Source organism: Nocardia sp. SYP-A9097 (genome assembly GCF_009649815.1).
GTDB lineage: Bacteria > Actinomycetota > Actinomycetes > Mycobacteriales > Mycobacteriaceae > Nocardia.
Window position 1 is genome coordinate 149278 of sequence record NZ_WJIC01000010.1, and the last position, 20102, is coordinate 169379.

The 20102-nt window shown below is 64.8% G+C and carries 22 protein-coding genes and 1 tRNA gene; 8 read left to right on the top strand and 15 right to left on the bottom strand.

What is annotated here, in order from left to right:
* Positions 1-60 precede the first annotated feature (60 nt).
* Entirely contained in the window at positions 61-1272 is a 1212-nt protein-coding gene (locus tag GFY24_RS21410) for a branched-chain amino acid ABC transporter substrate-binding protein (protein WP_309231138.1), read from the bottom strand.
* A gap of 248 nt (positions 1273-1520) precedes the next feature.
* Positions 1521-2144: an ANTAR domain-containing response regulator gene (locus tag GFY24_RS21415; RefSeq protein ID WP_153806840.1), complete on the bottom strand. Its 624-nt coding sequence runs from the start codon at positions 2142-2144 to the stop codon at positions 1521-1523.
* Positions 2145-2375: 231 nt separating this feature from the next.
* On the opposite strand from GFY24_RS21415, the gene GFY24_RS21420 reads away from it, so the two are divergent.
* A tRNA-Leu gene (locus tag GFY24_RS21420) sits at positions 2376-2462 on the top strand.
* Positions 2463-2650: 188 nt separating this feature from the next.
* Here the strand turns inward: GFY24_RS21420 and GFY24_RS21425 are convergent.
* Together GFY24_RS21425 and GFY24_RS21430 are read right to left on the bottom strand one after the other, a co-directional pair.
* Positions 2651-3487 carry a hypothetical protein gene (locus GFY24_RS21425; RefSeq protein WP_153806841.1) on the bottom strand — a complete coding sequence of 279 codons (837 nt, stop codon included), beginning with the start codon at positions 3485-3487 and terminating at the stop codon, positions 2651-2653.
* Positions 3488-3634: 147 nt separating this feature from the next.
* Positions 3635-4018 (bottom strand): VOC family protein, encoded by a 384-nt coding sequence (locus tag GFY24_RS21430; protein ID WP_153806842.1) that lies wholly within the window; start codon positions 4016-4018, stop codon positions 3635-3637.
* A gap of 206 nt (positions 4019-4224) precedes the next feature.
* Between GFY24_RS21430 and arfB the strand changes: the two genes are divergently transcribed.
* The 3 genes from arfB (at position 4225) to GFY24_RS21445 (ending at position 5915) form a co-directional block, all read left to right on the top strand.
* Positions 4225-4653 (top strand): alternative ribosome rescue aminoacyl-tRNA hydrolase ArfB, encoded by a 429-nt coding sequence (arfB, locus tag GFY24_RS21435; RefSeq protein ID WP_153806843.1) that lies wholly within the window; start codon positions 4225-4227, stop codon positions 4651-4653.
* Between the two features lie 190 nt (positions 4654-4843).
* Complete coding sequence (locus GFY24_RS21440; RefSeq protein WP_153806844.1) at positions 4844-5194, top strand: hypothetical protein; 351 nt, start codon at positions 4844-4846, stop codon at positions 5192-5194.
* 52 nt (positions 5195-5246) lie between these two features.
* Positions 5247-5915 (top strand): YdcF family protein, encoded by a 669-nt coding sequence (locus GFY24_RS21445; protein WP_153806845.1) that lies wholly within the window; start codon positions 5247-5249, stop codon positions 5913-5915.
* 112 nt (positions 5916-6027) lie between these two features.
* On the opposite strand, the gene GFY24_RS21450 is transcribed toward GFY24_RS21445, so the two are convergent.
* The gene (locus GFY24_RS21450) at positions 6028-6597 is read right to left on the bottom strand and encodes a TetR/AcrR family transcriptional regulator (RefSeq protein ID WP_153806846.1); all 570 of its coding nucleotides are present in this window, start codon (positions 6595-6597) and stop codon (positions 6028-6030) included.
* 127 nt (positions 6598-6724) lie between these two features.
* Between GFY24_RS21450 and GFY24_RS21455 the strand changes: the two genes are divergently transcribed.
* On the top strand, positions 6725-7825 hold the full coding sequence (locus GFY24_RS21455) for an FAD-dependent monooxygenase (RefSeq protein WP_153806847.1): 1101 nt from the start codon (positions 6725-6727) through the stop codon (positions 7823-7825).
* A gap of 83 nt (positions 7826-7908) precedes the next feature.
* On the opposite strand, the gene GFY24_RS21460 is transcribed toward GFY24_RS21455, so the two are convergent.
* Positions 7909-8457, bottom strand: coding sequence for a hypothetical protein (locus GFY24_RS21460; RefSeq protein WP_153806848.1), 549 nt, complete (start codon positions 8455-8457; stop codon positions 7909-7911).
* 317 nt (positions 8458-8774) lie between these two features.
* Here GFY24_RS21460 and GFY24_RS21465 point away from each other — a divergent pair, with 317 nt between their 5' ends.
* The 3 genes from GFY24_RS21465 (at position 8775) to GFY24_RS21475 (ending at position 10856) form a co-directional block, all read left to right on the top strand.
* Positions 8775-9308: a monooxygenase family protein gene (locus GFY24_RS21465; RefSeq protein ID WP_153806849.1), complete on the top strand. Its 534-nt coding sequence runs from the start codon at positions 8775-8777 to the stop codon at positions 9306-9308.
* 250 nt (positions 9309-9558) lie between these two features.
* On the top strand, positions 9559-10239 hold the full coding sequence (locus tag GFY24_RS21470; protein WP_153806850.1) for a low molecular weight phosphatase family protein: 681 nt from the start codon (positions 9559-9561) through the stop codon (positions 10237-10239).
* Between the two features lie 215 nt (positions 10240-10454).
* Complete coding sequence (locus tag GFY24_RS21475; protein ID WP_153806851.1) at positions 10455-10856, top strand: hypothetical protein; 402 nt, start codon at positions 10455-10457, stop codon at positions 10854-10856.
* A gap of 116 nt (positions 10857-10972) precedes the next feature.
* Here GFY24_RS21475 and GFY24_RS21480 read toward each other — a convergent pair whose 3' ends face one another.
* From GFY24_RS21480 to trpC, 9 genes are all read right to left on the bottom strand, one after another.
* Positions 10973-11884: an acyl-CoA thioesterase II gene (locus GFY24_RS21480; RefSeq protein ID WP_153806852.1), complete on the bottom strand. Its 912-nt coding sequence runs from the start codon at positions 11882-11884 to the stop codon at positions 10973-10975.
* A 1-nt stretch (position 11885) separates the two neighbouring features.
* Entirely contained in the window at positions 11886-13307 is a 1422-nt protein-coding gene (gene pyk / locus GFY24_RS21485; protein ID WP_309231139.1) for a pyruvate kinase, read from the bottom strand.
* A 235-nt stretch (positions 13308-13542) separates the two neighbouring features.
* Complete coding sequence (locus tag GFY24_RS21490) at positions 13543-14211, bottom strand: amino acid ABC transporter permease (RefSeq protein ID WP_153806853.1); 669 nt, start codon at positions 14209-14211, stop codon at positions 13543-13545.
* A 37-nt stretch (positions 14212-14248) separates the two neighbouring features.
* The gene (locus tag GFY24_RS21495; protein WP_309231140.1) at positions 14249-15007 is read right to left on the bottom strand and encodes a transporter substrate-binding domain-containing protein; all 759 of its coding nucleotides are present in this window, start codon (positions 15005-15007) and stop codon (positions 14249-14251) included.
* Between the two features lie 199 nt (positions 15008-15206).
* Complete coding sequence (locus GFY24_RS43385) at positions 15207-15710, bottom strand: NINE protein (protein WP_309231141.1); 504 nt, start codon at positions 15708-15710, stop codon at positions 15207-15209.
* A gap of 75 nt (positions 15711-15785) precedes the next feature.
* Entirely contained in the window at positions 15786-16976 is a 1191-nt protein-coding gene (gene lgt / locus GFY24_RS21505; RefSeq protein ID WP_309231142.1) for a prolipoprotein diacylglyceryl transferase, read from the bottom strand.
* Positions 16977-17115: 139 nt separating this feature from the next.
* A complete protein-coding gene (trpA, locus tag GFY24_RS21510; RefSeq protein ID WP_309231143.1) occupies positions 17116-17916 on the bottom strand; it encodes a tryptophan synthase subunit alpha in 801 nt (266 codons plus the stop codon).
* A complete protein-coding gene (gene trpB / locus GFY24_RS21515; protein ID WP_153806855.1) occupies positions 17913-19196 on the bottom strand; it encodes a tryptophan synthase subunit beta in 1284 nt (427 codons plus the stop codon). The genes trpA and trpB overlap by 4 nt, the downstream gene beginning before the upstream one ends.
* 8 nt (positions 19197-19204) lie before the next feature.
* Positions 19205-20023, bottom strand: coding sequence for an indole-3-glycerol phosphate synthase TrpC (trpC, locus tag GFY24_RS21520; RefSeq protein WP_153806856.1), 819 nt, complete (start codon positions 20021-20023; stop codon positions 19205-19207).
* Between the last annotated feature and the right edge of the window lie 79 nt (positions 20024-20102).

The following is a 20102-nucleotide window of genomic DNA, read 5'->3' on the forward strand; positions in this document are numbered from 1 at the left end:
GGCGCGCCGGACGGGTTTGTGACCCGCCGTAACCGGCCGCGCCGCTTCGAGTCGGGGGGACTACTTGACTTCGTACATCCAGATCAGCGCATTGGCCAATTCACCCTGGGCATCCCACTTGTATTCGCGGGCCAGGCCCTGGCCCTGGTAGGTCTTCACGTATTCGACCAGGTCCGGACGCGAAACCTTGCCTGCGGCAATACCTTTGAGCACGATCGTGGTGAGATCGTAACCCTCGGTCGAGTAGGTGCCGGACTCGTAGCCGCTGAACGCCTTGTAATCGGTGGCGAACTTGTCCGGAGCCGGACCACACGGGCAGGACAGCAGCGCACCCTTGGACGAGTCACCCGCCTGCTTGGTGAACTCGACATCCTTGGTGCCGTCATCGGAGATGAAGGTCGCGGTCACGCCGCCCGAACGCAGCTGCTGCACGAACGGGGACGCCTCGGCGTAGTAACCGGCGTAGAAGATGGCGTCCGGCTTGGCCGAAGCCAGCTTGGAGACCGCCGCGGAGAAGTCCTTGTCACCGGCCTTGAGCTGCACCGAGCAGCTCGGATCGGCGATCGGGCCCAGGCCCTCGGTCAGCGTCTTGGCCAGACCGGTGCCGTAATCCGAATTGTCCTGCGCGACACAGATCTTCTTGTACTTGCCGGTGCCCGCCAGGTACTTGGCGACCGCCGGGCCCTGCACGCCGTCATTACCGAGGCCGCGGAAGAAGGTCTTCCAGCCATTGGTGGTGAGGGTGACATTGGTGGCGGACGGGGTCAGGGACAGCAGACCCGCATCGCTGATGACCTGACCGGTCGCCTTGGTCTCGCCCGAGAAGGTCGGGCCGATCATGGCCACGATGGACGAGTCGTTGATGATGGTCGGAACGACCTGGGTGGCCTTCTGCGGGTCGCCCTCGGTGTCGAATTCCTTGACGGCCACCTGGCAGTTCGGGTTGGCCTTGTTGTGCTGGTCCAGCGCGAGCTTCACGCCGCGCACGATATTGAGACCGAGGTTGGCGTTCGGGCCGGTGAGCGGGCCCGACATCGCGATCGTCTGCGGCGCGCACTTGTCCTTGCCGTCGCTGGCGGGATTCGCCGCGGCCGAATTGTCGGCGCTGGCGACTTCCTTGCCGTCCTTGTCGATCTGGACAAGGGGCGCGATGGTCAGACTGCTACCACCGCCACCGGTGCCACCGCTGTTGTTGTCGGTGGACTTGCTGCTGCATCCGGCAATGCCAAGCGCAAGTACTGCCGCAGCCCCGATGACTACCGCGCGAGCCACTGGGCCTCGCGTGTTTGTCACTGAACCAAGCACGATTCACCTCTATGTTCTGTGCTCCCTCGGCTCGCCGAGGTGGGCCGCCCCATCGATCGGCCCGGACAGAACATATCCCCGCCAGGTTAGCTCCGCATCACATTCGGATCATTCATGTGACATCGCCACAAACGAAAGCACCCCTCGTGTTACCGGCGAGTTAATTGCATTAGCACATTCGCGGCAACCGAGGGGCAACTTTCAGGCAAGTCGGACTACTTCGGGGCGAGATTCTCCAGTACTACCTCCGCGACCGCCTTCATCGTGGTGCGGCGGTCCATTGCGGTGCGCTGAATCCACTTGAATGCCTGCGGTTCCGAAAGCCCCTGGGTCTGCATGAGCACACCTTTGGCACGCTCCACCAGCTTGCGCGTTTCCAGGCGATCGGTCAGATTCGCGACTTCGCTTTCCAGCGCGGCGATCTCATGGAATCGGCTGGCGGCCAATTCGATGGCCGGTACCAGATCGGATTTGGTGAACGGCTTCACCAGATATGCCATGGCGCCCGCGTCGCGGGCCCGCTCGACCAGGTCGCGCTGGCTGAACGCGGTCAGAATGACCACCGGCGCAAGGCGTTTCGACGCGATCTCGGCGGCGGCGTCTATGCCGTCGCGCCGCGGCATCTTCACGTCCATGATCACCAGATCCGGACGTAGCTCCTCGGCGAGATCGACAGCCACCTGGCCGTCCCCCGCCTCACCCACCACGTGATAGCCCTCCTCGGAGAGCATCTCCACCAGGTCCATCCGGATGAGCGCCTCGTCCTCGGCAACCACCACCCGCTTGGGGGCCGATGCCGAAGCATCCTTCTTCGAACCGCCCCCTGCTGTCGTTCCCATAGATGAACCCCTGTCGCTCCGATACCAACACCCGACGTACATCGGTCCGAAGCCACCCTCGACGGATCGGCACGTACCCGAGTACCCAAAGAGTACCGTCCGCCCCCGCTCACAACCCACGTACCCAGCGCAAACCGACCAGTATCACAACCATGTCGTTCTCACCTCCGCTCCCACAAGCCCCGGTTAGGACATCCGCCCACCAACCCGCTATGCTCTCCAACGCGGTGCGCCGAGTTGGCGGAATAGGCAGACGCGACGGTCTCAAAAACCGTTGTCCGAAAGGACGTGTGGGTTCGATTCCCACACTCGGCACCACAGGGGCCTCCGGAACCTCCCGGAGGCCCCTTTCGTATCTCGCAGACCGCCTGCCCCGAGCCCCACTTACGGCTCGCACGAATCCCATTGCGGCACAACATCCTTCAATCCGCTGTTGAAAGATCGCCGTCCAGAATCTTTCCGACGACTGGGTTCCGTGGCTTCGGACGCCGACAGTGATTCGGCACTCAGCGGCGAACCCAGCCCTGGGCGACATCCGATAGGTTCCACCACGAAACATATTGGGAGTCTTGAGATTCCAGCCGCCATCCTGAATTGAGCGCATCGAAGAAGGCGTCGTCGCAGGTCTTGCCGCCCTTCGGTTCGACAACGAATACCAGCCGCTCGCCATCGGAGCGCTCGAACTCTGCTAGTGCCTGCGATGCCATCGTGCTGCCCCACCCTGGGGGCCAGCACAGGAACAGCACATGATCTGGGCGATCACTGATGCGTGCCGAGCACGCCGCAAGGTCACCCACCGGATGCCAGACATCGAGCTGGCCGGCAGCTCCCGGGAACGAGAGGTTCTCGGCTCGGTCCGGGGGCTCGGAATCGTAGGCGTCGACGACAAGCCCCTGCTTCGCCAGCTGCGCGGCCCAATATCCGCGGCCGGCACCGAGTTCCACGATTGGCCGACCGGCACAGAAATCGGCCATCCAGGCGAGGGTTTCCGGTGCCGGGATGGCGTACGCGTAGACGGCTTGGAGAATCGTCTGCGCGTACCCAAGCCGCGCACTCCCATTCGGCCGACCACCATCGGCCCGGCGGATGCCATCGCGGTCAGACACCGATGGACCGACAATGTCCCAATAGGGATTGCTACTCGCGGCCGGACCGCCCGTCATGAAATGCACGAACCGAAGATCAAACGCGGAGTCCGCCTGGACATTCCCGCTGCCCGACAACATCGGCGCCGTATCGAGGTAGTCCGCCACCTTCGGAAACCTGGACCGAAGGCCTTGCGCGTCCTCCAGTAACGCAGCCAGTTCGTCACGACGTTCCGCAGTCAGCGCGAGATCGGTCATGCACTCGATTTTCGCTTGCACCAACATGTCTCGCGACATCTTGCGGAACTACCCGGGCACCACGCATGCCACAGCAGACCTCCAGCCGCGAAATGCTCGCGACGGTCGCCGCGGTTCGCGGAGATCGACAGGGCCTCAGTGGATTTCTCAGGAGTTTCTCTCCAATCGCCATGGCGGATTTCGGCGGTTGGGGCCGGCGTGGAACAGGCAGAGTTTGTGGCCGTCGGGATCACGGAGTCTGGCTTCGCGCCAGAGCCAGGGCATGTCGGCGGGTGGTTGGTCGAAGATGACACCGGCTTGCTGCAGTCTTTTGCAGTCGGCGTCGAGTTGGTCGGTTTCGAAGTAGATTGTGACCTGCTCGTTTGCCGGGACAGCGTCGACATGTTCGATGGAGAACGTGCTGTCGCCTGTGGGACATTCGAACCGCAGGTAGTGCTTGTCGCGGACGATCAATCGCAGGCCGAGCAGGCTGTAGAAGCGTTCGGCGCTGTCGAGGTCTATCGTGCCGACGGTCACCTGATCCAATCGCATCAGGACACTTCATCATGCGGGTCGAGCCCGGGCAATACTGCCTGACGTGGGCTTTCATGGGCTGCTATCGGAAGTCCGAGTGGCGGTGAAACGGGACCATCTGCGGGCCGACAAGGTGGTCGCTATGGTGAACGACAAGGTCACCGTTCAGTCGTAACCAGGCCGACGTGGCCCAACTCGCGGATCGGAAAGAGCGGCGTCGAATCATGGCAGAGGACCTGACCGTGACTCGGGTGCTGGTAATACCGGCGTCCGAGTTGCGCGAGCGGTTCTCACGGTCGTCCGGTCCGGGCGGGCAGCACGTCAACACAACCGACAGCCGGGTAGAGCTGTCGTTCGACCTCGCCAATTCGCCCTCCGTGCCGGAGTGGCTGCGCACCCGGATGCTCGACCGCCTGGCCACCCGCCTGGTCAACGGGGTGCTCACGATCGCCGCATCGGAACAACGCGCACAGCTGCAGAACCGCGCGGCCGCCCGCGAACGCCTGGCCTCGTTACTGCGTGACGCCGCTTCAGCCCCACCACCCGATCGCCGCGCCACGAAGCCCTCGCGCGGCGCAAAGGAACGTCGCATCGCCGCGAAAAAGCGGCGCGGCATCACCAAACGCAACCGCCGCGCCTCCCCCGACGACTAGACGACGGGCAGCTCGCCGCTGGCAGCCGCCTTCGCAGGCACACCTACACACAGCTGATCAATCCGATGCCGTTGGCGGCGTCCCGCTGTTCGGGCTCGAGCCCGGCGGTTACCTCCGTCGCGAATATGGCTTGGCCGTCGACGGTCCGGTGATGCGATGATTCGCCGAACGTAGCAACCGAGGAATGGCGATGAACAGGCCTGAGACACTGGCACTTTGGCGGCCGACCGGGCCGGAGGAGTTGGCGCTGGTCGAGGCGTCGGGGTGGACCTCGTGGCCGCCGCGGCTGGCCGATCAGCCGATCTTCTATCCGGTGTTGAACGAGGACTATGCGATTCGGATCGCGCGGGACTGGAATGTTCCGGCATCCGGGGTCGGGTACGTGACTCGGTTCGAGATCGATGCCGACTTCGCGGCCAGGTATCCGATACAGCAGGCGGGCGGCCGAACGATCCTCGAACTGTGGGTACCGGCTGAGGAACTCGAGGAGTTCAACCGGCACATCGTGGGCCGCATCGAAGTGGTGCGGGAGTTCCGATAGGCCAATCCCTTCGGCGTTCCGACTCCAAGTTGCCCGATCAGAGGAGCTCCCGATGGCGACGCCAACTGTGCCCGCGATGTACCGCTCGGATGTCGAAACCCTTTGGGACTACAACCAAATGCATCACGAGCCGCATCCGGTTGATGTCGCTGTCGGCCTCGGGGGTCACGACATCGGAGTCGCCACGTATGCCGCCGACCTTTACCGCGCGGGCGTCTTCCCGCTGATTGTGTTCACCGGCGCGAACGCGCCAACCACCGTGGACCGGTTCCCGCGTGGCGAAGCAGTGCATTTTCGTGAGCGGGCAATCGAACTCGGCGTGCCTGAGCACGCGATCCTGGTCGAGCCCTATGCGACCAACACCGGCGACAATATCGACTTCAGCCGCACTCTGCTCGCGGATCGCGAGTACCTGGGCTCGACCAAGTCGGTGATGCTGATTTCTCGCCCGTACCAACAGCGCCGCAGCTATGCGATCTGCCGGAAGCGTTGGCCTGAGGTCGAAGTGATCTGCGGATCGCTTCCGCTCGGCCTCGACGATTACGTGGCCGGCATCGGCGATGTAGATCGTGTGATGAACATGCTTGTCGGCGATACCCAGCGGATCTGGGTCTACGCGGCGAAAGGCTGGGCAATTGAGCAGGACGTACCCGACGAGGTTCGGATGGCATACTCCCGCCTGGTGAATGCCGGGTTTACTCGCCGCCTTCTCCCCGTGTAGGACGCCGGCGACGGGCAAAACGGGATCGCGTACCTGGAGTAGCCGCGCGACCGCAATCACGCCTTTGACTCATTTTTCCGAATATGCGGGGCCGCAGGCCATTCGTGGCGATCTATGTGTCGATCGGATCGCTCAGCAGGGCGCGGGTCATTCGATCCAATCCAGGATGCGGGTTGAAATTCGTTGTGGGGTAGGTCAGTTCGTGTAGGGCTGCGCCGTCTATGTAGTCGACGAGGAGTTTGGTTGTTGATGGGGGTGCGGCGGGGGCGACGGCGTGGAGCAGGGTGCGGATCCATTCGGTGAGGCGGTCGTGGCCTCGGCGGAGGGTGAGTTGGAGGGCGGGGGTGGTTTGGGATTCGAGGAAGAGGGCGTAGCGGGCGAGGGTTCTGGCGCGGTCGGCGGTGACCGTGTGGGTGAGGAGGGCGGACAGGCCGTCGATCAGTTGGGGCAGGGTCGACAGGGTTGATATGCGGCTGACGGCTTCCCAGTCGGCGTAGTCACGTTCCTCCAAGCGGTCGGCTATGCCGGAGAGGAGGGCCTCGCGGGTGCGGAAGTAGTTGGAGGTTGAGCCGGAGGGCATGGCTGCTATGTCGTCGACGGCTCGGTGGGTCAGGGCGCGCAGGCCGCGGGAACCGAGGAGTTCGATTGCGCCGTCGAGGATCTGCTCGCGTTTGGTGGGCATGGACGGATACTACATCGGTAGTGACTTTCACTACATCGGCAGTTTTTCAACTACACCTGTAGTAATTTTCGAGGAGTGCGGCAATCGGCTCGGGGAGCCGGTTCAGGAGCGGAAGCGGAGAAATCAGATGTCCAAGGCACTCATCGTCGGCGGCGGTATCGGCGGGCTGGCTACGGCTATTGCCTTCAGCAGGCGGGGCTGGGAGGTCGAGGTGCTGGAGAAGGCCGCGCGGATTACCGCGGTGGGCGCGGGATTGTCGGTGTGGCCCAATGCGATTCGGGCGCTCGATGCGCTCGGGCTCGGCGATGAGGTGCGCGCTCGGGCCGTCGAGGATGGATCGGCGGGGATTCGGGACCGTAAGGGGAACTGGCTGTCTCGTACGGATGCGGCGGCGGTGCGGGCTCGGTACGGCAGCCCGATCATGATGCATCGCGCCGATCTGCTGGACATCCTGCGCGCGGCGGTCCCGGAATCCGCACTGCGCACCGGGATTTCGGTGAGCGAGGTTCGCGCCGACGGCACCGTCACGCACTCGCAGGGCACCTCCACCGGCGATGTGATCGTCGGAGCCGACGGCATCCACAGCGTCGTGCGCCGCGCGGTCTGCGGACCGGTCGAACCCCGCTACAGTGGATACACCGCCTGGCGGGTGGTGGTCACCCCCACCGAGCCGCTGCGCGATGCCGCCGAAAGCTGGGGCCGCGGTGAACGTTTCGGCTACGCCGCGCTGAAAGACGGCCGCGTCTACTGCTTCGCCACCGCCAATACCCCGGCCGGCACACCCAGCACCGGTCTCCCGGAACTGCGGCAGCGCTTCGGCACCTGGCATCAGCCGATCCCGGCCCTGCTGGCCGCGGCCGACGAAACCGCGGTCCTGCACAACGACATCTATGAGCTGCCCGCACTGAAAACGTATGTCGCGGGCCGCATCGCGCTGATCGGCGACGCCGCCCACGCCATGACTCCCAACCTCGGTCAGGGGGCCTGCCAAGCCCTGGAAGACGCGGTGGTCCTGGCGCAGGTCGCCGCCGAGGACCCCGATCTCACCCGCTACGACGCCGAGCGCCGGCCACGAACCCAGATGATCGCCGCCCGCTCGGCCCGAATCGGCAGCGTAGGCCAGCTGGCCTCAGCCCCCGCCGTCGCGCTCCGCGATACCGTCATGCGGCTGCTGCCGTCGTCATCTCAGTTCAAAGCCCTTGCACCGGTGTTGGATTGGGAATGCTGACCGCCCGGCACCGCTGAAGGACGAGCTGCCGCTGGAGCTGTACGAAGCGTGAGCTCGGGCCCACGCTAGCCGGCAGGCGGGGACTACTCGGCGGCCGAGAGGAAGTCCGCCGCGACGGGCGGGGTGTCGTCCACGCCAAGGCTGCGCAGATCCTCGGCGGTGAACGTCAGTGCCGCGTTCCCGCCGACCAGGATGCGTAGTAGGTCCTCCAGAATGTCCAGGTGCGCTTCACGGGATTGGTCCATGAACTTGTCTATGCGAGTGGAGGTTTCCAGGACGCGGCGGCCGGGATCACCCGCCGCCTCCAGGGAGCGCAGTAGTAGTCCCGCTTCGAGATAGCCCGAGCCGGGCGTGCGCAATGCCAGGCAGGAGCTGACCGTGCGTTTGAAATGCATGAACAGGACTGTGCCGCGAGGGATTTCGACCATCTGACCCATTTCGAGGGTGAGGCCGTAGAGTCCTTCGAGCGCCTCCAGGAGACGCTCACGGTACTTGCGCAGGGCGGCGTTGTAGGAGGTATTCTCCTGGACGTAGCCACCGATCGGGTCGGACCAGTTCGCCTGGGCCAGCACATAGGTCTCGGCCAGGTCGCGCAGGGAGTAGGAACGCGGGGCGGCGGTTTCGGAGCTCACCCACGGACAGTAGCCAAGGTGAAGGCACTCGCGCACAGCAATAGAGCGACTCCCAGGTCGTCGCGCGCGGTCTCGCTTCGGCGAATAGGGCATATGTCCGATAGCGCCGAGTAGCATTCACGCGGGTGGTCGCGGAGCATTGAACCCGCATGAATAGGGAGAACGGACCGGACGAGCGGATGGCGGGTGCCCGCGCACGGGCGCATGCTGGAGGCAGTGGCGGTAACCAAGAGGATCCGAACCGGTGGAGCGGGTATTTCGTACCACCGCACAGACAGACCTGACGACGGCCTCGGGTCGAAGTGGAGGGTCTCCGCATGCGGGTGAACAGGGTGACGGCGGATCTGTCGGGGTATCCGGATCTGGTGGTGATACTGCTCGGCATGCGGGTGCACAAGCCACGCGGGATCCTGCGACTGCTGGGGGTCGGGCCCAAGCTGTACCGGTCGCATCATGATCGCCCCGATGGGCTGCTCTCGCACGAGGACGTGATCTGGTCGCTCTTCCCACCGCATTGGGGTGCTCGGCAGTATTGGCGAGACCTCGAGAGTCTGGAGAAATGGACTCGCTCCGACCCGCATCGGATCTGGTGGCAGGAATTCCTGAAGGACTCCGGCGGCACCGGTTTCTGGCATGAGGCGTACTTCGCGCGCGGCGGCATCGATTCGGTGTACGACGATATGTCCGCGGTCTCCGGGCTCACCCGGTTCGCGCCGCTGGTGCCGGCACGCGGGCGGATGTTCTCGACTCGGCAGCGGGTGCGCGGGGCGGCCCCGCTGGTCGCCTCGGTGGTCGAGGAGACCGCGTATTACAACGGAACCGAGGGGCCCGCGCGGCCGCCGCAGTCCTAGCCGAAGAGCAACGCGCCCAATCGAATCCGACCGACCTGCCAAGTAAATCGCCGGCACTATTGATTTGCTGGCGGAAAACCAGCATGCTCACATGCCAGGGGTATTGACGATAGCCGACCGGTGTGCGATCGGTACCACCAGCGAACGTGAAGCGACCGACACGGGACCGAAAGATGAACTTACCGGTCAAAATATGTGATTCGGTCTTCCAGCCGTTTTCGTGTCGCGGACATGGGCATACGTTGTGCCCATGCATGTGCTCTTCGTGTGCAGCGGAAACGTTTGCCGGTCCGTCATAGCCGAGCGCCTCACGCTGGCGGTGGCCGCCGAACACGGTCTCCAGGAGCTGTCCGCCGAAAGCGCGGGCGTGCGGGCACTGGTCGGATTCCCGGTGGAACCCCTTGCGGCCCAGACGATTATCGGACTCGGCGGCGACCCGAGCGGTTTCAAGGCGCGCCGCATCAAACCGGAGATGATGCACCGCGCCGATCTGGTGCTCACCATGACCGACAAGATTCGTGACCAGGTACGCGATTTGGTGCCCGAGGCCCTCCCCCGCACCTTCACGCTGCTCGAGGCGTACCGCATCGCCAAGGTGACCGGTGCGCGCACCGTGGTCGGATTGCATGCCGCGCGTGACGATCTGGCGTATGTGGCGAGCGAGAACATCTCGGACCCGGTGGGTCTCAAGGCCCAGCAGTTCTGTGAGGTCGGCGATCGGATCGCCGAGGCGCTGGTGCCGCTGCTGCTGGCATTGCACGCACATCAGCACCCGCAGGCCACCGTTCATCGCTCCTCGGTCACCGATACCGGGACGCATCGCCCGGCGTTGCTGGTGCTGCCCGGCGGTCGCACCGACACCGGGACACTGCCCGAATTCCCCAAGCGGTCAATCGAACCCACGCATCATTCGGTGGAATCGGCCGGATAGGAGCGGATTCCGGCCATCGCCCGCGTGCGGATTCCGGCCGGCCATTTCCGATTCCGACCACGAATCGACTGCTCCTACTTCCGTTGTGGCGTAACCAGGATTACGCTGGCTCCTGCGTGTCAATACACCTGTCTGCCCGCTAAGTCCGGTAAGGGATTACACTTCCGCGCGGAACACCACCGCCGGTGGTCCGACACAGGAACAGGACTCAGGACATGCCGAAGCGAATTTCGGATGTTTCGCTCCATGTTTTCGTCACACCGCAGACCCTCCACCGTGTCACCGAAACCGTGTGCCGCGTCGTGGACGAATACGTGGACGATCGCGACATCTTCGCCTGGCGCTTCACCCTTCCGGTGGAGTGCGACGATCCCACCCATACGGTCCTCGAAACCCAGTGGCGCCTGGACCATCCCGATGCCGACCCGGGTGAGCGCCACACCTACGAGATAGCGCTCAGCCTGGTCGGCGAGGCGCGCCAGCTCACCAAGGCCGGAATCGCGCGCCTGGAGCAACGGCTGGTGCTCGAACTGTCGACCCATGAGCCCATCCCCTACATCGTGCACGCGTTGCAGCGGGAGAACTTCGAACTCGAAGAGAACCGCGAACTCATCTGAGGGAGCCGGCACCCTGGAATCTGTTGCCACAGGGTGGATCCCGGCCAAAAGCATGCCGGGATGACGAGACGGGCCGCACCCCGGTGAGGGTACGGCCCGAAGTCTCGTGGCTCGGCTCAGCGGCGAGCCGGGAAGTGGCGGATGACGCCCTCTTGCACCGTGGTGGCGATCAGATCGCCACCGCGGGAGTAGAAGTGGCCGCGGGCCAGGCCGCGCGAACCCGAGGCTACCGGCGACTCGGTGGCGTAGAGCGCCCAGTCGTCGAAGCGGAAGGGGCGGTGGAACCAGATGGAGTGGTTGACCGTGGCCGCGAGAATGCGGTCATGCCCCCAGGACAAACCGTGCGTGGTGATGATCGAATCCAGCACCGTGGTGTCGGATGAATACGCCAGCGCCGCAACATGAATCAGCGGATCGTCCGGGAGCGCGCCGTCGGTGCGCATCCAGACGCGATTGTGATTGAGCTTCTCGCCGGTGCCCTTGAGAATCCAGGCCGGGTCGTTCGTGTACCGCATATCGATGGGATGCGGTGCCTTGACGAACATTTCGAGCTTGTCTTCCAGTCCGGCGAAGGACTCCTCCACGCGCGGAAGGTTTTCCGGGTCGGCGACCTCGGGCAGCGGTGCGCTGTGCTCGAGGCCCTTACCCCAGTCCTGGAAGGCCGCGAGCATGACGAACAGTTCCTGGTCGTCCTGCAGCGCGGTCACCGTGCGATTGGCGAAGGAGCGCCCGTCGCGATGCCGATCGACGTGATATTCGATCGGCATCTTGGGGTCTCCGCCACGCACGAAGTGCGCGTTCACCGCGTGCACCGGCCGGCCGGGGCCGACCGTGCGCCCCGCGGCAATGATCGCCTGGGAAACCAGCTGCCCGCCGAAGGTGCGACTCCACACCTTCTCGGGATGCTGTCCGATGAAGATGTCGGGGCCCTGCTCCTCGAGATCGAGCAGCCCGAGGAGCACCCTCAGGTCATCGGCCGGGGCGGATTCCTCGGCCCCGGTTGCGGTCTCGCCAAGCGACGCGCTCAACTTAGTGGTCCTCCTCGCCGATACGGTGCACGTGAATCAGATTGGTGGACCCGACAGTACCGGGCGGGGAGCCCGCCACGATCACCACGAGATCGCCCTTCTTGTACCGGCCGATCGACAGCAGTGCGGTATCCACCTGATGAATCATCTCGTCGGTGGTATCGACGGTGGGGACGATGAATGTTTCAGTACCCCACGTCAAGGCCAGCTGACTGCGAATCGCCGGATTTGGGGTGAATGCCAGCAGCGGCAGCGGGGTGTGCAGTCGCGCCAGGCGGCGCACGGTGTCACCGGACTGCGTAAAGGCAACAAGCGCTTTGGCATTCAGACGCTCGCCGATATCGCGGGCAGCGTAGGAGATGACACCGCGCTTGGTGCGCGGCACGTGGGTCAGCGGCGGCACCCGGGTGGAGGACTCGGATTCCACCGCGTGCACGATGCGGGCCATGGTGCGCACGGTCTCGATCGGGTAGTCGCCGACCGAGGTCTCGCCCGAAAGCATCACCGCGTCAGCACCATCGAGCACCGCGTTCGCCACATCGGACGCCTCGGCGCGCGTCGGCCGCGAGTTGGTGATCATCGATTCCAGCATCTGGGTGGCCACGATGACCGGCTTGGCGTTCTCGCGCGCCATCTGAATCGCGCGCTTCTGCACCAGCGGCACCTGCTCCAGCGGCAGCTCCACACCGAGGTCACCGCGCGCCACCATGATGGCGTCGAAGGCCAGCACGATGGCCTCCAAATTGTCGATGGCTTCGGGCTTTTCGAGCTTGCCGATGACCGGCACCCGGCGACCCACGCGATCCATGATCTCGTGCACCAGCTCGACATCGGACGGCGAGCGCACGAAGGACAGTGCGATGAAGTCGACGCCGAGGTTCAGTGCGAACTCGAGATCGTCGATGTCCTTCTCGGACAAGGCCGGAACGGAAACATCCATACCCGGCAGGGACACGCCCTTGTTGTTGGAGACGGGCCCGCCCTCGGTGACCCGGCAGATCACGTCATTGCCTTCGACGCGTTCGACGGTCATCCCGATCTTGCCGTCGTCGACGAGCAGTCGATCTCCGGCCTTGGCGTCCTGGGCGAGCTGCTTGTAGGTGGTCGAAACTCGGTCGTGAGTGCCTTCGATGTCGTCCACGGTGATGCGGATTTCTTCACCCGTCGCCCAGACGGTCTTACCCTCGATGAACCGGCCCAATCGGATCTTCGGTCCCTGGAGATCGGCGAGAATTCCCACCGCGCGGCCCAGCAGATCGCTGGCCTGACGCACCTTTTTATAGTTGTCGGCATGGTCGGAGTGTTCGCCATGGCTGAAATTCAGCCGCGCCACGTCCATTCCACTCTCAACGAGTTCACGAATACGGTCCTCGGACGACACAGCCGGTCCGAGTGTGCACACAATCTTCGTTCGTCGCATCACGGGGACAACCCTAGACCTGCCGCAAGTGTCCCGCTGAACGGGCACACGCTCGAAACAAAGATATACACATGCCGTTCAGCTAACAGCCGGTCAGCGTGCTCTGTTCAATCTGCCTCCGCTGCGCTCCGGCTGTTCGCGGCCCTCGTGACCTCGGGTCTTCCCTCCTCCGCTCCTCCGCTTCGCTCCCCTGCTCCGTCAGTCCAGACCCGAGGCGGGCCACGAACCTGAGTGCTGGTTAACGAGCGACGTGGCGCGCGAGGCGAGTCTCGAGGCGTGTCTGACCGAAGCCGAGAATCAGGCAGATAACCCAGTAGTAGAGTGCCGCCACGCCATACAGGGCGAAGAAGTCGAAGGTCGGCGCGGCCGCGAGTTGAGCCGTCCGCAACAACTCGGTGACGAGGATGGTCGAGGCCAGCGAGGTGTCCTTCACCAACGAGATGAGCGTGTTCGACAGCGGCGGTACGGCGATGCGGGAAGCTTGCGGAAGGATGATCAAACGCAGCGCCTGCGCATAGGTCATACCGACCGCATAGGACGCCTCCCACTGCCCGTGCGCGACCGAAAGAATGGCGGCGCGAATGACTTCGGCCGCATACCCGCCCACATTGAGACTGAACGCGATCACCGCCGCCGGGAACGGGTCGATGACTATGTGGAACTGCGGTAGCGCGTAGAAGACGATGAACAGCTGCACCAGCAGCGGCGTCCCGCGAATGATCGAAATATAGAACCGGGCCGCCGCGGACACCGGCCACAGCTTCGACATGCGGGCCAGCGCCACGAACAGCGCCAGCACCAACCCGATCGCGAAGCTGATGGCCGTCAGCGGGATGGTCGTTTCGACCGTGGCCTTGAGCATCGGCCACAGGTTCGCCCGGATCAGTTCCCAGGTGGCGTCGTCCATCGTCTAATCGCTCAGCAGTCCAATCGCCCTGTGCCGCTTACTTGCTGACGTCGGTGCCGAAGTACTTCTCGGAGATCTTGGCCAGGGTGCCGTCGGCGCGTAGCTGATCGAGCGCGGTATTCACCTGGTCGATGAGCGCCTGCGAATCCTTGCGCGCGGCGAACGCCTGCTTGCTGGTCTCACCGGTCTTGCCTGCGATGTGCACGCTGGCGTCATTGGTCTTCTTGCTGTACTCGGCGACCGCGAGGGTGTCATTGACGGTCGCGTCGACGCGGCCGTTCTTGAGCAGCTGAATGGCCTGCACGAAACCCTCGACGCCCTCGACCTTGCAGCCCGCGCCCTCGGCGACCTTGTTCCAGTTGCTGGTGACCGACTGCGCGCAGGTCTTACCGCTCAGATCGGTGAGCGCGTGGATGCCGGTGTTATCGGTCTTGGTGACGATGACACCCTCGGAGGTGGTGTAGGGCTGCGACAGCGAATACTTCTCGGCGCGTGTGGGATTCACGGTCACCTGGTTCGCGACGAGATCGAAACGCTTGGATTCCAGGCCCGCGAAGATGGCATCCCAGGGGGTCTGCACGAATTCGACTTTGCGGCCGAGCTTCTCACCGACGGCCTTGGCGACCTCGACGTCGTAGCCGGTGATGCTGCCGCCGTCCTGGTAGCTGAACGGAGAGTAGGTGCCCTCGGTGCCGACCTTCAACACATTGGGGTCGTCGCTACTGCTGCTGCAGGCGGTGAGCGCCGCGGTGGCGGCGACTACGGCGAGCACGGCGGCGAACAGCTTACGGCGCACGGGGACTACCTCTCCTCGAGCGTGGTCGACCCACGCGACAAACAACCGACAAAGGGTACGCCGGAAACCAACCGGGCGGCACGTGAATGATCACGCCGCGCGCAAACCTTGTGCGTTTACAACGGTGATGATAGCGGCGGGCGGGCACCTCTCTGCCCAGTGGTGCCCGCCGAAGTCGGTGTGTCGATGACCCCCGCGATCAGTCCTTCAGCGGGCGGCCCTGTGGATCCGGCACCTTGCCGGTGAGAATCAGAATGCCGTCGATCAGCGACCAGATTCCGAAGCCGCCACACGTGATCAGTTGCAACACACCGATAGTGGTGTAGCCGAGGTAGAAACGGCCGATACCCAATCCACCGATCAGAATCTGCAGCAGGCCGGCGGTCAGCTTGGACTTGTCCGAGTACGGCACGCCGTACGGATCGCGACCGAACGGAGCCTCGGCATCGGCGCCGTACGGCATCGGCTGACCGTAGGGACCGGGCTGACCGTACGCGGGCTGCGGCGCACCATAGGGCGGCTGGCCGTAACCCGGCTGGGGCTGACCGTAACCCGGCTGCGGCTCGCCATAGCCCGGCTGCGGCTGACCATAACCGGGCTGCTGCCCGTAACCCGGCTGCGGCTGCCCGTACTGCGGCCCGGTGCCGGGCGCGCCGTACTGCGGGCCACCCTGCTCGGGCTGCTTAGCGAATGGATCGGTCACTCGAGTCCTCCTGAATCGCGGGCCGCACGGCCCCCTGTGTGCTGAACCCGCCGTGCGAATCTCGATACGCGGCGGTCAGGAGCCATTCTTGCCCGAGTCGACCGTTTTCGTCTCCTCGAGCGGGACCGCCGGTTCGGAATCGCCGGATTCGGAAGAGTTATCGCGGACCTCAGCGGATTCGTTGCCTTCCGAAGGGGATTCGGAGTCGGTGTCGTCCCCGGATGCCTCGTCCTTTTCATCGGATTCGGTATCGGACGATTCGGACTTGTCGAGATCGACTGCCTCGTCCTCGGATTCGACCGCCACGACCTCGGTCCCCGCGCTCTCGGCCCCGTATGCCCGCAGCGCCGAGAACTGCCACGGCCACGGCCGCTCCACGCCCGCGCGCACCTGCTCCGGCGTCTCCCGGCCCTTGGTCGCGAATACGAAATACGCGATGGCGCAGAGGAATACGATCGCCGCGGTGAACGAGTTGATCCGAATTCCGGCGATATGCGTAGCGTGATCATCACGCAGCAGCTCCACGAAGAACCGCCCGAAGCAGTAGATCGCCACGTACAGCGCGAACAATCGCCCGTGCCCGATCCGGAACTTGCGGTCGACATAGAGCAGGATCGCCACACCCAGCAGATTCCAGATCAGCTCGTACAGGAAGGTCGGCTGCACGATCTTGATCGGCGGACCGGATGCGATGCCGTTCATCAGATCCGGGTCACCGTGCGTATTGAACCGGTCGTAGATCTCCAGACCCCACGGCATGGTGGTGTCGCGACCGAACAGCTCCTGATTGAAGTAGTTGCCGAGCCGTCCGATGCCCTGCGCCAGCAGCACACCGGGCGCGATGGCATCACCGAAGGCGGGCAGCGGCACCTTGTAGATACGGCAGCCGATCCACGCGCCGACCGCGCCGAGCAGCACCGCGCCCCAGATGCCGAGGCCGCCCTGCCAGATCTTCCACCAATCGCCCGCCTTACCGCCGGGACCGAAGTAGGTCGACCAGTCGGTGGCCACGTGATAGAGCCGCCCGCCGATCAATCCCAGCGGCACCGCGAACATGGCCACATCCAGGACCATGCCCTGCTGGCCGCCACGCTGCTGCCACCGCTTCTCCCCCAGCCAGATGGCCGCGACAATGCCTAGAATGATGCAGATGGCATAGGCGCGCAACGGAAATGGGCCGATCTCCCATACTCCGCGAGGCGGACTGGGAATGTAGGCCAGCACGTCGGAGGCCGAAACTTGGTCGGCCAGGGCTCGAATGGTCACGGGCCCCACCGTAGCGGAATCAACTCCACGGGCATGGTCCCCGGGTAACGCGCCGCCGACACTCGCGCGAACAACACCGCCCCGAACACGCGAAAGGCGCGCATCGGGATCGATGCGCGCCTTCGCTGTGAATCTGCTGTCAGGAGGCCACGGCCGCCGAGCGCACGCCGAGCGCGAGTTCCTCGGTGAGGGTGCGCACCGCGCCCAGACCCTGCGCCGCGGCGCTCACCAAGGCCGAGCCCACAATGACACCGTCTGCGTAGGAAGCAATTTCGGCCGCCTGCGCACCATTGCGCACACCCAGGCCGACGCCGATCGGAATATCCGAATGCGCGCGCACCCGGGCGCACAGTGCCGGAGCCATATCCGAGACCGCGTCACGCGCGCCGGTGACACCCATGGTCGAAGCGGCGTAGACGAATCCGCGCGAGGCTTCCAGGGTCTTCACCAGACGCTCCTCCGTGGAGGACGGGGCCACCAGGAAGATGCGATCCAGGTTGTAGGTGGACGAGGCCACGAACCAGTCGTCGGCCTCCTCCGGAATCAGGTTCGGGGTGATCAGGCCGAGGCCGCCCGCCGCCGCCAGATCGCGGGAGAAGGTGTCGACGCCGTACTGCAGCACCGGATTCCAGTAGGTCATGACCACGGCCTTACCACCGGCCTGGGTAATGGCCTCCACGACCTTGAAGACATCGCGGACGCGGATGCCACCGCGCAACGCCTGTTCGGCGGCGGCCTGGATGGTCGGGCCGTCCATCACCGGATCGGAGTAGGCGACGCCGACTTCGATGATGTCGCAACCGGATTCGACCATGGTGCGGCAGACGTCGATGCTGCCCTGCAAGTCCGGGTATCCGGCGGGCAGATAGCCGATCAGCGCGGCGCGGTTCTCCTCGCGGCAGGCGGCGAAGGTATTGGCGAGACGGGACTGCTGGCTCACTGCTGCTCCTGCGGCTTGTCGAAGAGACCGAACCACTTGGCGGCGGTGTCCATATCCTTGTCACCGCGACCGGACAGGTTCACCAGAATGATTGCGCCCTCGCCCAATTCCTGGCCCAGCTTCAGCGCACCGGCGACCGCGTGCGCCGATTCGATGGCCGGGATGATGCCCTCGGTGCGGCTCAGCAGCAACAGCGCGTCCATGGCCTCGGTATCGGTGATCGGCCGGTATTCGGCGCGACCGATGTCCTTGAGGTAGGCGTGCTCCGGGCCGACACCCGGGTAGTCCAAACCGGCTGAGATGGAGTGCGATTCGATGGTCTGGCCGTCTTCGTCCTGCAGCAGGTACGAGTACGCGCCCTGGAACGCACCGGGCCGTCCACCGGCGAAAGTGGCTGCGTGACGGCCGGTTTCGACACCGTCGCCCGCCGCCTCATAACCGACCAGGCGCACGCCCGCATCATCGAGGAAGGGGTGGAAGATGCCGATGGCATTGGAACCGCCACCGACACAGGCGGTTACGGCATCGGGCAGCCGACCCGTCAAAGTCTGGATCTGCTGGCGCGCCTCCAGACCCACGATGCGCTGGAAGTCGCGCACCATGAGCGGGAACGGATGCGGGCCCGCGGCGGTACCGAAGCAGTAGTAGGTGGCGTCCGCATTGGTGACCCAGTCCCGCAGCGCCTCATTGATGGCGTCCTTGAGGGTCTGCGAACCCGTTGTCACGCTGACGACTTCGGCGCCGAGCAGCCGCATGCGGGCAACATTCAATGCCTGCCGCGCGGTGTCGACGGCACCCATGTAGATGACGCATTCCAGGCCGAGCAGCGCGCAGGCGGTGGCGGTGGCGACGCCGTGCTGGCCCGCTCCGGTCTCGGCGATGACGCGCGTCTTGCCCATGCGCTTGGCGAGCAGCGCCTGCCCCAGCACATTGTTGATTTTGTGAGAACCGGTGTGGTTCAGGTCTTCTCGCTTGAGCACGATGCGAGCGCCGCCCGCGTACTTGGCGAGGTTCCTGCACTCGAACACCGGCGACGGACGCCCGGTGTAATCGCGCTGCAACCGGTCCAGTTCGTTGAGGAAGTTGGGGTCGACGCGCACCTTGTCGTATTCGGCGGTGACCTCTTCGATCACGGCCATGAGCGCCTCGGGCACATGCCGGCCGCCGTAGACACCGAAGTGTCCACCGAGGTCCGGCTCGTGCTCGCTCCGGTGCGCGACGCCGGCGCTGGCCTGTGGCAGGCCGAGCGTGTTCTTACCCAAATCGTTGATCTGTGTCATCGGCTCTTTCACCGGCCCCGGCGAACCGGCTTCGGGCAGGAAGGATGGGTTCCGGCGGTCACCAGCTCGGCCACCGCGGCACGCGGGTCGCCGCTGGTCACCAGGCCTTCGCCGACGAGCACGGCATCCGCGCCCGCTCCGGCGTAGGCCAGCAGGTCCGCGGTGCCGCGGATACCGGATTCGGCGATGCGAATGACATCGCTGGGCAGGCCGGGGGCGATGCGCGCGAACACATCCCGATCGACCTCGAGGGTCTTGAGATTGCGGGCGTTCACCCCGATCACGGTGGCACCGGCTTCGAGCGCGCGGTCCGCCTCTTCCTCGGTGTGCACCTCGACGAGCGCGGTCATACCGAGCGATTCGGTGCGATCGATGAGCGAGGACAGCACGTCCTGCGGGAGCGCCGCGACGATCAGCAGTATGACGTCCGCGCCGTGGGCGCGGGCCTCATGGATCTGGTACGGGCCGACAATGAAGTCCTTGCGCAGGATGGGGATATCCACCGCCATGCGCACCGCGTCGAGATCCGCGAGCGATCCGCCGAAGCGACGCTGCTCGGTCAGCACGCTGATAATCCGCGCGCCACCGTCCTCGTACGCACGGGCCAAAACGGCCGGGTCCGGAATGTCGGCCAGGGCGCCCTTGGAAGGAGAAGACCGCTTCACCTCGGCGATAACGCCGATACCCTCTTCGTGCAGCGCAGCCTTGGCGTCACGTGGAGACTTCGCCGCGGCGGCGGCCTTCTTGACAGCCTGGAAATCCAGGAGGGCTTCCCGAGCGGCCACATCCGCGCGGACCCCGTCGAGAATCGAGTCGAGTACCGTCATCTGGCTCGAATCCTTTCTGGGGAGACGGACTTGCTGCCTGAGAGTCCCCCCAGGCGCTGTCTCACCGATGCTGATAAAG